At 41.3% G+C, this 14,019-nt stretch carries 6 protein-coding genes; all 6 read left to right on the forward strand.

Going from position 1 to position 14,019, the window contains the following annotated elements; translation table 11 throughout:
• The first annotated feature begins 583 nt into the window (after positions 1 to 583).
• The 6 genes from AC1DYB_RS03005 (at position 584) to AC1DYB_RS03030 (ending at position 13,991) form a co-directional block, all read left to right on the forward strand.
• Positions 584 to 3,637, forward strand: a complete 3,054-nt coding sequence (locus AC1DYB_RS03005) for a SusC/RagA family TonB-linked outer membrane protein (protein ID WP_477432297.1) — start codon at positions 584 to 586, stop codon at positions 3,635 to 3,637.
• Between the two features lie 42 nt (positions 3,638 to 3,679).
• Positions 3,680 to 5,194: a RagB/SusD family nutrient uptake outer membrane protein gene (locus AC1DYB_RS03010; protein WP_477432299.1), complete on the forward strand. Its 1,515-nt coding sequence runs from the start codon at positions 3,680 to 3,682 to the stop codon at positions 5,192 to 5,194.
• A gap of 98 nt (positions 5,195 to 5,292) precedes the next feature.
• Positions 5,293 to 6,690, forward strand: a complete 1,398-nt coding sequence (locus tag AC1DYB_RS03015; RefSeq protein ID WP_477432300.1) for an aryl-sulfate sulfotransferase — start codon at positions 5,293 to 5,295, stop codon at positions 6,688 to 6,690.
• 9 nt (positions 6,691 to 6,699) lie between these two features.
• Entirely contained in the window at positions 6,700 to 7,722 is a 1,023-nt protein-coding gene (locus AC1DYB_RS03020) for a c-type cytochrome (RefSeq protein ID WP_477432303.1), read from the forward strand.
• Positions 7,723 to 7,877: 155 nt separating this feature from the next.
• Complete coding sequence (locus tag AC1DYB_RS03025; RefSeq protein WP_477432305.1) at positions 7,878 to 10,865, forward strand: glycoside hydrolase domain-containing protein; 2,988 nt, start codon at positions 7,878 to 7,880, stop codon at positions 10,863 to 10,865.
• A gap of 12 nt (positions 10,866 to 10,877) precedes the next feature.
• Positions 10,878 to 13,991, forward strand: a complete 3,114-nt coding sequence (locus AC1DYB_RS03030) for a DUF5107 domain-containing protein (RefSeq protein ID WP_477432307.1) — start codon at positions 10,878 to 10,880, stop codon at positions 13,989 to 13,991.
• Positions 13,992 to 14,019 lie beyond the last annotated feature (28 nt).

Here is a 14,019-nt window from a genome sequence, read left to right on the forward strand (position 1 = left end):
TGTCATCCTGAACGATAGTGAAGGATCTATTATTCGCCATGCTTCTTCGCCCTGTAAATCGGCGAATAGATCCTTCACTATCGTTCAGGATGACAAATCTTTTAAAACGTCGTTTCCACCTTTAGAGTTATCCAAATTTTATCAACCACTTATTGCAAATTGTAGAATCTCAGACTTACGAGGTTTTTAAAACCTCGTAAGTCTTTAGCCGCTTGTTATTACCCCTTCAGCGTTGCCGGATTTTAAATCGTATCACGTCTGACGGGCGAAAGCTAATCTTTCCCAACTCCCTCAAAATCAAAAATTTCCGTCACCTCCCTAAATTGGGAAGTTTTTGATCCAAAGCCCCAAAATTCTTCTTTAAAAATGGCTTAAATCCTCGCAGATCTGCGCTCCTTGCGCCATTTATTACCTGCAATTTGCTATTTATCAAACGTTTGCGTAATCAAAGTTTCTTCAAAACAAACGTTTGCGCTGTGTTTGCGTGGGCATTTTTAAGCCTATATCTCTAATTTCCAATATTCAAAAACAATCAAACCATTATTAAAACGCAACAATTAATTAATACTAACACCCAAAATGTATGATTAAAATTTACACACAACTTGATCCGGGTTCCTCAAAAAGTACTTTTTCAAGAAAGAAGCTTTATGGTACCCTTTTTAAAATGATCTGCTGTTATCTTTTTTTGCTGCTGCCAACACTGGCAAGTGCACAAACAGTTATCACCGGTAATATTATAGACAAAGGCGGTCCAATAATAGGTGCTACCGTAACGGAAAGGGGAGTTAAAAATACAACCTCTACAGATCTTAACGGGAAGTTTAGAATTACCCTTAAAGGGAATTCAAAAGTGTTGGTTGTATCATATATAGGATACAAAACACAAATGGTAACCTTAGGCAGCTCAAATGAAATAACGGTAACCTTACAGGAAGATCTCAACAAACTGAACGAGGTAGTAGTGGTAGGTTACGGTTCCGTTAAAAAGAGCGACCTTACTGGTTCTGTAAGTTCGGTAAAAAGTGATGATCTTAACCTTGGTGGTACTACATCAAACTTAGGCCAGGCTATACAGGGTAAGGCAGCTGGTGTGCAGGTACAACAATCAAGCTTTGCACCGGGGGGTACTATTTCTATTACCATCAGGGGTGGTAACTCTATTAATACAAGTAATTCGCCATTATATGTTGTTGATGGTTTTATTACCGATAACGGTAACCAGATAAACCCTAACGATATTGAAGACATCCAGATATTGAAGGATGCATCTGCAACAGCTATATACGGTTCACGTGGTGGCAATGGTGTGGTGCTGATCACTACTAAAAAAGGGAAAATAGGCAAGGTAGCTATCGATGCTGATGTATCAAATGGCCAGCAGTACTTAACCTACCATCCGTCGTTATTAAACGGGCAGCAGTATACCGATATTCAGAACGCTACAGCTATTGAAGATGGCAAACCGGCTATATTTCCATCAAACTTTCCGTTGGCTAATACAAACTGGTTAAAATCAGCTACACAAAATGCAACGGTGCAAAATCGTAACCTAAGCATCAGCAGTGCTGATAAGGACTCAAAAATTTACGTATCGGGTAATTATCTAAAACAACTTGGGGTATTAAAAAATACCAGCCTGGAAAGATATACCGCAAGGATAGGCGCCGAAAAAACACTGAACGAAAACTTAAAATTAGGCGCTAATTTTTACGGCGCAAGCTCAAACTCAACACTGCAATCTTATTCTGGTGATATTACTGCGCCATTGTTTGGCCTTTTAACTGCACAGCCCAACATCCCGGTTTATAATGCCGACGGTAGTTATTATGTATACCAGGGTAAAAACAATGCCTTGGCAAGTCTTTTGGAGCCAACCAACAAAAGCGGCAGCAAACTAATAAACGGTAACATATCTTTAGATTATACCTTATTTAAAAATCTTACCTACCACTTAGGCGCAGGTAGCGAATACAGCCAGGTTACAGCCGGGCAGTACACCCCAAGAACACTGGTAGCAGGTAAGGCAAACGGTGGGATCGCTACCGAGCAAATGTCTACTGCCTTTAGATGGTTGGTTGAAAACTATTTGACTTATAAATATAACTTTAAAGACCATGCTTTCACTTTATTGGTAGGTAACTCCAACCAAAGGGATGTTGCTGAATCATTAAGTGCCGGTGCTAAAGGTTTCCCTACAGATGTGTTCCTGTATTACAACCTGAGCGCAGGTTCAACTGTTAACGGTTACAATAGCGGTAAATCAGAATCATCACTTACAGATTATTACGGCAGGTTAAACTATTCATACAAGGATAAGGTTTTGGCAACATTTACTTTAAGGGATGATGCTTCTTCAAAATTTGGTAGCAATTTCAGGCATGGTATTTTCCCGTCAGGAGCTCTGGCTTATAAATTTACCGATGAGGATTTTATCAAAAACTTAAACACTTTTTCAAATTTAAAGCTTAGGGTGAGCTATGGTGTTACCGGTAACGACAGGATTAACAACTACCAGTACCTGAGTACATTTGGTAACTATAGCACTGTATTGAGTGATGGTGGACCGCTGCAGGTAGGTATTGAGCCTTCAAGCCTATCAAACCCTAACTTAAAATGGGAAAGTACGGCACAACTTGATGCAGGTTTAGATGTGGGTTTTGCCGATGGCCGTATCAACGCTACTGTTGACGTTTATCGTAAAAAGACCTCCGATTTGTTGATCAATATCCCAATTGGTCAGTGGTGGGGCTTTAGCACCCAGTTAGTAAACGGTGGTGCTATCGAAAACCGGGGTATCGAGCTTTCTGTAAACACGAACAATGTACGTTCAAAAGGTTTTGCCTGGAATACGAGCTTCAATATAGCCTACAACAAACAAAAAGCGTTGGATTTGGGCGGTATCAAAACAATTAGCAGCAATACTGCCAATCCAAGTGGCACCGTTTCTGGTCGTGAGTTTTCAAGATTGGAAGTAGGGCAGGAGTTAGGTGAGCTATATGGTTATGTATACGCAGGAGTGCTAAAAACGGGTGAAACCTATGCACCGCAGCCAAATTCAAAACCCGGCGATCCTAAGTATGCAGATGTTAACGGGGATGGTAAAATAACCCCTGATGATCAAAAATATTTAGGTAATTCAAACCCGCACTTCACAGCAGGTTTTGGTAACGATTTCCATTACAAAGGTTTCGATCTCAACATTTTTATCCAGGGTGCCTTTGGTTATAAATTATTTAACATGAACAGGCTGGTGTTGGAGTCAACAACAAGTACTGATGCATTGAACAGGTTTGTTGCCGGTAAAAACGAAAATACAGATATCCCGCGTGAAGGTTATTTCCTGAGTACTTATGGTGGTTATGTGAACTCCCGTTTTGTTGAAAATGCTTCTTATGCCCGCTTAAAATCAGTTTCATTGGGTTATAGCTTCCCTTCATCATTATTCCAGAACATTAAAATTGTACAGGGAATAAGGATTTATGCCGAAGCGCAGAACCTGATTACCGTAACCAATTATAAAGGTACCGATCCAGAGGTGAACGTTCACACTGGTAATACATCAGGCGGATTGGATTTTAACTCTTTCCCCGCATTCAGAACCTTCGCATTTGGTATTAAAGTATCTGTTCACTAATAAATAAGCATCCCTTAGCGGATCAACATAAAATTAAAGCAAATGAAAAAATATAATATTATCCTGATCGTAGCGGCGATGTTTTTGCAGTTATCCTGTAATAAAAATCTCGACCCAAAGGTATATAGCAGTTTAACCAGTATCAATGCTTTCCGTACACAGTCTGATGCGATAGCTGCGGTAAATGCAGTTTACGCGCGTCTGAAAGGCCCGGCTGTTGGCGATAACTTTGACTATTGGACAGTGAGGCACTTTGCCCTTACGGATTTAACTACCGATGTAGGTCACTGTAGCTACAGTGGTGATCCAGGCCAGCTTTCACTGGTTCAATGGAACTCGGCAAATGGGTTATTAGCTGAGGATTGGAAACAAATCTACAAGCTGATAGCTGATGCGAACAACGCAATATATAATGTTTCGGCTATGACAACAATTGGAGCTGATTCGAAAAACCAGTTCCTGTCCGAAATGAAATTTTTGCGCGCTATTGCCTATCTGGATCTTACCGATGCCTGGGGACCTGTAGTATTGGTTACAGAAAAAGATGTGGCTAATCCTAAATATACCAGCCAGCCACCGGTTACACCTGTTGCGCAGATAGATGCGCTTTTAATAACTGACCTGGAAGCGGCCATAAACACTTTGCCTGTTGACTATGAAAGCAATAAAATTTACGCGACAAATGATGTTGGCCGTGCTACAAAGGGAGCAGCCATGACTTTATTGGCTAAATTATATTTACGCCAGCATCAATGGCAAAAAGCGGCCGACCTGACCAAGCAGGTTATGGATCTTAACGTTTACCAGTTATTTTCAACCTATGCAGGCTTATTTAAGGAAGATAACAAATGGTGTTCAGAAAATATCTTTTCGGTATTGAGTGATGCCAACGTTAATGGTACCGAATTATTAAATCACTTTGGCCCGCTTGATCACCCTGTTTTAACCGATAGGTGGCAGTATTACGCCGTAACGTGGGATTTTTACAACAGCTACGATGATCAGGACGATCGTAAAAAAATGTTCTTTACAGAGTATGCTGGTGTTGATGGTTTAACCCACAAACAAGCACCAACTTTGGGTGCTACGCCACCGGCAGGTATTTTATACATGCCCGATGTGGCAACCATGAAATATGCCGATCCAAATGGTGCAAATACTTATTATGATGGCCACAGTGTTGATATTTTGCGTTATGCCGATGTATTATTGAGCAGAGCAGAGGCTCTAAATGAGCTTAACGGCCCAAATGCCGAAAGCATTTCATTGATTAACCTGGTAAAAGCAAGATCGCATGCTAAATTGCTGGTACAAAGCGCTTTTACACAGGCAACATTACGCGATGCACTTTTACAGGAACGTGGCTGGGAGTTATATTACGAAGGCAAAAGACGTGCTGATTTGATGAGGTTTGGTAAATATGCCGAGGTAGTAAATGGCTATCTTAAAAGAACCAGCCAAACGCAAACGGTGGCTATGCCTCGTGATCAGTATTTCCCTTATCCTTTAAACCAGGTTAATATTAACCCTAATTTAAGTAATGCGGGCAGGCAATAAGTATTATTAGCTTGGATCCAACAACAAGAATATACAGCCTGTAAAGGTTGTATATTCTTTTACCATTTAAAGTAATGAACATTAAAAGCCGGTGTATAATGAAATATAGGTTTGTGTGTATAGCAATATTGATTGTCGGGGCAATTTTTACAGGTTGTTCAAGCAGCAATTTTGTTAAGGAGATACATGTTGGCTTGCATAACAATAATGAATTAAAAATTCAGGTTGATGTAACCACAACCGGGCCCGCCGATGTGTATGTGGAGTATTGGGCTGATAAAACCGGCAAAAAATTCAGGTCGGTTCTGTCAAAAAATGCAGTTTCACATTCGCTTGTACTTTGCAATATTATACCCAATACAAATTACGCTTATGATATTGTTACCAGCCATAACGATGTTAAAAGTATAAGCAAAGTATATACTTTTAAATCGCATGAGCTGCAACTGTTTTTACAGGATCAGTTTAAAGCCAAAAGCTTGCCTAAAGTACCGCTGCCTGCTGAGTTTAAAGATGGTTTAATGCTCATCAACAAACGCTTTGCACCGGGCGTGGCTTATTTGGTTGATTACCAGGGGCAAATTAAGTGGTACCATATGATTGATAGGCTGGGCTTTAAAGTGCTTCATTTTACAAAGGATAACACCCTGCTTTCCATTTTAGGCAGAAATGACGAGCCTACCAGCTATGGCAGCGAGATATTGGAAATTAATTTACTGGGCGATACGCTATTGCATCTGAAAAAGGGGCAGGGTGATTTTAAGCAAACTATCCATCATGAAATATTAAAGAATGATAAAGGCCAGCTGGTAACCTTGTTTGTAGATCAAAAAATAATGGATCTGGGTTCCATCGGTGGTGGCAAAAAAGATACGGTAAATGGCGATGGCATTATAGTAATGGATAAAACCGGTAAGCAGGTATGGAAATGGAGTGTGTTTGATGTAATGGATCCTTTGAAAGATCCGCATCTGCTTAAAACAAAAAAGGACTGGATGCATGCCAACAGTTTAAACTATGATACCGATGGTAACTACCTGATGTCGTTCTACAACAACGGCCAGATCTGGAAGATTGATTCAAAAACCGGTAAGGTGATCTATAAATTTGGCAAGGGGGGCACCATAGCTATGCCTGCCGAATGCAATTTTACCCAGGCACATGCCGCGCATATCAATCCCCAGGGAAATTTAATGTTTTTTGATAACGGGGTGGAGAAACATCAGTCGGGTGTGTTTGCCATGAAAATTGATGAGCAGGGCAAAAGTTCAAAAATAGCGATGCACTTTCAACTGCCTAAGGAGATTTTTAACGGTCGTATGGGCAGCGCATACACGATCAACGATACAACAACTTTAGTATGCTGCTCAAAAAGGCACATTATAGTTTTGGCTAACAGTAAAGGCGTTTTACAATGGACGATGGAGACATCCGTACCAACTTACCGTGCCGAATTTATTAAATACAAGCAACTTGATCCTTATTTAAAACCATAGATCATTAAAATGAAAAAGAAATATCAATACATAACGTTCCTGCTCTTTTTGTTTGTTATTGCCAACGCGGCTCAGTTGTTGTCATCATGTAATGGAGCTAAGGGAGAGCAAGCCGAAGCAGATTCATTAGCTGCCGGTACCGATACTTTAGTTAATATCGATACCTTGAAAATACCACGTGGTAAATATGGCGCCGCCGTAAGGTATGGCCGCGAACTCATGCTGCATACCGCATATTACATTGGTCCCGATGGTGTTAACGGGCATTATACCGGCAATAAAATGAATTGCACCAATTGTCACCGTGATGCAGGTACAAGGCCCTATGCCTTTAACCTGGTAAGGTCTTTTCGTGATTATCCACAATACCGGGCAAGGGAGGGGCGGATATTATCACTTGCCGAACGAATAAACAATTGTGTAATGCGCCCAAACCTGGGCAGGCCTTTACCATTGGATGGTAAGGAAATGATTTCGATAATGGCTTATTTAAAATTCCTGAGCGATTCATCCCATATTGATAATCGTACTAAAGGGTTGAAAAACATGACGGTAGAGTTGCCTGAGGTTGCCGCATCCTCAGATCGTGGTGAAAAGCTATACATGCAGCACTGCGAGCGTTGCCATGCCAAAAACGGAGAGGGCAAAATGCTGGCAAGTAATGTATCTTATGAATATCCGCCTGTTTGGGGATTGTTGGCTTACAGACCGGGCTCAAGCATGCACCGGGTGGTTAAACTGGCACAGTGGTTAAAAAGCAATATGCCATATGATAAAACCACGCCTGGTAACGCGTTTTTAACCGATGCGGAATCATTGGATATTGCGGCTTTTATTAATGATGATAAAAAGCATAAACGCCCTGTTGCTAAAACAACCAAGGAGGAGGATTATCCTAATTACGAAGAAAAAGCTATAGATTACGACAAAGGGCCTTTTAAAGATCCCTTTACCGAGCAGCAGCATAAATATGGCCCCTATAAGCCTATCATTGATTACTGGGAAGGTAAGGGCATTACACCCGCTATTTAAAGTAACAAAAACATAGTTCAAATAAGCCAGACCAATTTCGTAGAGACGCGTATTTGCGTCTACCGCTAAACAAGGTCGCCATAGTAACAAATAATGCAACGTTAAAATACCTGTCATTTATAGATAGGTATACAGATACTGACTAAATTTATACCATGAAAAAACTTTCTTTTGCCATCATCTTCCTGTTAACCGGTTTTGCAGCTTCGGCGCAAAAAATACCATATACCAATTGCGAAGGTTGCTGGCTACCCGATTCTTTGGGAAACCATAGGGTGGTGTTAACCTTTAACGGAACCGGTAAAATTGCTAAAGTAATTATCCCCTGGAGACGCAGGGATACCGACCCTGAAAATAAGCTTATAATAATTGAGGATGCCAAAACAAAGCAAAAAGTAACCAATATAAAAACCGGATTGATAAACCGCGAAAGCGGCGAGCTTTACTTTGAGCCAACATCTGGTAAGGGAACATACTTTGTGTATTATATGCCTTATAAAAATGAGGGGCGCTCCAACTACCCTAAAGGTGTATACCTTAAACCGGAAACTAAGGCTTCTGCCGAATGGTTAAACTCGGTAGGTGCAAATACCAATATTCCAGCCGCCAATGTAAAGGAGTTTCAATCCATAGATGCATTTAATAGTTTTTACCCTATGGAGGTGATTGCTACTAAAGCAGAGACAGATGCATTGATCAGCAAAAATAAAGCAGAGCCATTTTTGGTTTTTCCTGAAGATAGGTTGAACTCCATCCGCATGACTAAAGACCTGCCTCAACGCTGGGTTGAGCGTGGTCCGCAGCATACCTATACAGGCGAAGCTGCCCGCGGCGAAAATTTCGCTTTCCAGTTGGGTATCTATGCCTTGCAAAATATCAAAAATGTAAGCGTTACATTTAGTGGCCTTACTTCGCCAACAGGCAAATCTATCCCATCATCTGCTTTGTTTTGTATCAATACCAATGGTACTACCTATGATGCAAAGCCACTAACTAAAACGGTAAATGTAACAGCTGGCGAGATCCAGGCTTTATGGTGTGGCGTTGATGTGCCCGCAACTGCATTACCCTCAACTTACACTGGTAAGGCTACCATCAGCATTGACGGAAACCCGGCTAAAATAGTTACGATCTCTATAAAAGTTAACAACAAAATATCCAAAGATGGCGGAGTAAATGAGCCCTATAAAATGACAAGGCTTGGTTGGTTAAACTCCACCATGGCACAGCAAAATACAGTTATAGCTCCATATACACCATTGACTATAACCGGTAATACCGTTAGTCTGTTGGGCAGAAAGGTAGAAGTGAATAAGGATGGTTTCCCTAAGCAGATCCAAACTTATTTTACGCCAGAAATGACGGAATATGCAACCACTCCTAATAACCTTTTAACCGAGGGGATCCATTTCCATTTTATTAACGCCGCAGGTAATAAAATGAACCTGAAAAGCCAGGGCGTTCAATTTACCAAAAAGGAAGCCGGTACAGTGCAATGGACGGCAGCAAGTACCAACGATACTTTACAAATGACAGTGTCCGCGTCGCTGGAGTTTGATGGTTTTATAGCCTATACCGTAAAAGTAAAGGCCCTGCAGGATGTGAGCTTAAAAGATATCACCATGCATATCCCTTTTAAAAAGGATTATGCCAAATACATGATAGGTCTTGGTCAAAAAGGTGGCAATCGCCCCGAAAACTTTGAGTGGAAGTGGGATGTGGCACATAAAAATCAGGATGGTGCATGGGTAGGTAACGTAAACGGAGGTTTGCAGTATTCCCTGCGCGATGAAAAATATGTTCGTCCGCTGAACACCAATTTCTACCTGCAAAAACCATTAATCCTGCCATCATCATGGGGCAATGATAACAAAGGCGGTATCAAAATAGCCGATGATGGCAAGGCGGTGCTGGCTAACAACTACAGCGGCGAAAGAAACCTGAAAAAGGGCGAGGAGCTGTATTATAATTTCACGTTGTTAATTACACCGTTCCATACCATTAATACCGATTTTCAGTGGGCAACAAGGTTTTATCACGCTTACAAGCCTATAGATACCATTAAGGAGGCAGGTGCAACGCTTATCAATATTCACCATGCTACTGCTATAAACCCAACTATCAATTATCCGTTCATCGCATGGCAAAAAATGAAAGCCTATGATGATTCGGCTCATGCAGCAGGATTAAAAGTTAAAATATATAATACCATCCGTGAACTATCCAACCATGCCTATGAAACATTTGCCTTAAGGAGCCTTGGTCACGAGATCTATTCGCCCGGTAAAGGCGGAGGTTTCAGTTGGCTGCAGGAGCATGTGGGCGATGATTACATTGCCGCCTGGTTTGTTCCCGAAATTAAGGATGCGGCCATTATTAACAGCGGCATGAACCGTTGGCATAACTACTATGTGGAAGGCATGAACTGGCTAACCCAAAATGTAGGAATCGACGGTATTTATTTAGATGATGTGGCTTTTGACCGTGTTACCATGAAACGTGTAAAACGTGTGCTGACAAAGGATGGTCACCCCGGCATAATTGATCTTCATTCGGCGAATCAATACAACAAAAGCGATGGTTTTAATAACAGCGCAAACCTGTATATGGAGCACTTTCCATACTTAAACCGTCTTTGGTTTGGTGAGTATTTTGATTACGAGAAAAACGATCCTGATTTTTTCCTGACCGAAGTAAGTGGTATTCCATTTGGTTTAATGGGAGAGATGCTACAGGGCGGTGGTAACAAATGGCGAGGTATGGTTTACGGTATGACTAACCGCATGCCATGGAGTGATGGTGCAGATCCGCGCCCGATCTGGAAAGCCTGGGATAATTTCGGTATGAAGGGTGCTAAGATGATAGGCTATTGGGTTGATGATAATCCTGTAAAAACCGATAACCCTAAAGTACTGGCTACCGTTTATAAAAAAGCAGGGGCGGTTATGGTATCTGTAGCCAGCTGGGAAAACGGAGATACTGATTTTCAGTTAAAGATTGATTGGGCAAAGTTGGGTATCAATCCGGCTAAAGCAACTATTACAGCACCAGAGATCAAAAGCTTTCAGCCTGCAAAAACATTTGGCTTGAATGATAAGATCCCAGTTGAAAAGGGTAAAGGCTGGTTATTGATCATTAAGTAAAGCTTAGTTCTCATGAAAAAACGATGGTTGATAGCCGTATGCATTTGCATAGGCAACTTAAATGCTTTTGCCCAGCAGGACGCGAGTATTAAGGAATACAACAAAACTATAACTACTTATCCATTCGCGGATCCTAACCCAATCCCGGCGTTTACCAACATTTATCCCTATTTCCGTTACGATGGATTTACGGATAAGCCGGTGCAAAAGGAATGGAAGGTTGTGGAACTGGAAAACGAATATATAAAACTGACCATCTTGCCGCAGATAGGCGGCAAGATTTGGTCGGCTATTGAAAAGTCAACCGGTAAGCCCATTGTTTATGAAAATCACGTAGTAAAGTTTAGGGATATTGCCATGCGTGGCCCCTGGACAAGTGGAGGTATCGAACCAAATTATGGCATCATTGGGCATACACCCAATTCGGTTACGCCGGTTGATTACCTGGTGCGCAAAAATCCTGATGGAAGTGTAAGCTGTATCATCAGTGTACTTGATCTGCTAACCCGCACTACCTGGACAATGGAGGTGAACCTGCCAAAAGATAAAGCCTATTTTACTATAAAATCGTTCTGGTATAATTCTACCCCAACGGAGGAGCCTTATTATCACTGGATGAACACCGGTATAAAAACAAAGGGAAACCTGCAATATATTTTCCCGGGCACCAATTACCTGGGTCATGAGGGAGAGTACAGCGATTGGCCTGTAAACAGGCAAAACGGAAAAGATATATCTTTCTATGAGAACAATAATTTCGGCGGCTATAAGTCATATCATGTGTTTGGCAAGTACACCGATTTTTTTGGCGCCTACTGGCACGATGACGATTTCGGCATGGCTCGCTATGGCGGTCATGAAGATAAAGCCGGCAAAAAAATCTGGATCTGGGGGCTGTCTGATCAGGGCATGATCTGGGAAAAACTGCTTACCGATCATGATGGTCAATACTCCGAGATACAATCGGGGAGGTTGTTTAATCAAACTGCGGTAAAAAGTACATTTACTCCCTTTAAACATAAAGGTTTCGCGCCGGGCGCTTCAGATTCCTGGACAGAGTACTGGTATCCTGTAATGAAAACCAAAGGATTTGTAGAGGCTAATAATTATGGCGCTTTAAATGTTATAGCTCATAATGGCTGGCTGAAATTATACTTCAACCCTGTACAAAAGATAGATGATGTACTTGAAGTTAAACAAGGCGATAAGGTTATTTACAATAAAAAACTCTCGTTAAATCCGCTGCAGATCTTTGCCGACTCCATAAAGGCAGGCACCGGAGATGTTGTTGTTTCATTGGGCGTCAACAAACTAACCTATCAATCTAAAGCGGACGCAGATAATTTAAGTCGCCCGCTTGATTTGCCTAAGGATTTTGACTGGGACAGCGCATATGGGCTATACACTCAGGGTAAGGAGTTCATGGATCAGAAAATGTATCCATCTGCCGAAGAAAAACTACAGGCTGCGCTAAAAAAAGACGCTTACTTTTTGCCTGCCTTGGTACAAATGGCCGAACTGCAATTTCATAATATGCGTTATGCCGATGCTTTAACCTATGCAAAAACAGCATTGAGTATTAATACCAATGATGCCGCGGCAAATTATTATTACGGCGTCATCAATGCGCAAATGGGCAACATAGTTGACGCCAAAGATGGTTTTGATATAGCTTCTTTATCGGTTGAATACCGTAATGCGGCGTACTCGGCTTTGAGTGGTCTTTATCTCCGGGAAAAGAATTATTCAAAAGCGTTGGAATTTGCATCCAAGGCATTGGATTTTAACCGATTCGATATTTCGGCGTTACAGGTACAGGCCATTGCTTACCGTAATTTAAATGATCACAAAAGTGCCATACAGGTATTGGATACCATATTAGCTTACGAGCCGCTTAATCATTTTGCAAGGTTTGAAAAGTATTTATGGCAATCATCCCAGGAAAATAAAACCAGCTTTACATCCATGATCCGCAATGAGCAACCTATTGAAAGCTATTTAGAACTGGCAGATAGCTATTATAAAAATGGATGCAATAATGAAGGCGAAAAGGTTTTACAACTATCGCCTGCCAATGCTTTGGTTAATTATAAATTGGCTTTTTTGCAAAGTAAGGCGGGCAAACCCTTTACACTGTTTTTAGATAAAGCCAATGCTTCAACAGTTGCTTTTGTATTTCCTTTCCGCAACAGTGATGAAGAAGTATTGCAATGGGCCATCCATCAAAGCAACAACTGGAAACCGAAATATTTCCTGGCGTTGTTATACAAGGATCGAAACCGCATTGATGAAAGCAAAAAGTTGTTTGCTCAATGTGCTAACCAACCAGATTTTGCACCTTTTTACGCCGCCCGGGCAGCAATGTTAATGGGAGATGCTAATGATCTGGCTGATTTGAAAATGGCGGTAAAATTGGATAAGGGCTGGCGTTACAATAAATTATTGGCCGAGTATTATGTAAGCCATAACCAATATGCAAACGCGTTGACTACCGTTGAGCCCTTTTACAAATTGCACCCGGATAATTATATCATTGGTATTTTATACGCTAAAACGCTGCTGTTAAACAAGCGTTACCATGATTGCGGCATACTTTTATCTCATTTAGATATTTTACCTTTTGAGGGAGCAACCATTGGCCGGGAGCTATACCGGGAAACCGAGCTGATGCAAGCCGTTCAGAAGATGGGATCTAAAAATTATAGTAGTGCTTTAAACTTTATCAATGAGGCAAAAAAATGGCCCGCTAATTTAGGTGTAGGCAAGCCATATGCCGAAAACCTGGATGAACGTTTAGAAGATTGGATGAGCTACCAATGTTATCTTAAAATGGGTAAAAACGATGAGGCAAAGCAATACCTGCAAAAGATCATCGCTTTTAACCCTAAAACAGAAAACACGGTAAGTAACTTTTTGCCAGCTAATCATTTAGTAACCGCATGGGCTATTGAAAAGCAAGAGGGTAGGGACAAGGCAGGCGCCTGGCTTAATGAGGAGACTAAACAATACCCGAATGATTTAGTGCTGCAATGGTGCAAGCAAGTATTTGCTGGCGGGCAGCCTCAACAAACTGCTATCAGCGATTCGGGGATCCGGATATTGGAAAGCTTAATGCAGTTTAAATAAATATCGACTTTTCTAAACCTATATTACT

It is taken from the genome of Mucilaginibacter sp. P2_A4, from assembly GCF_056405015.1.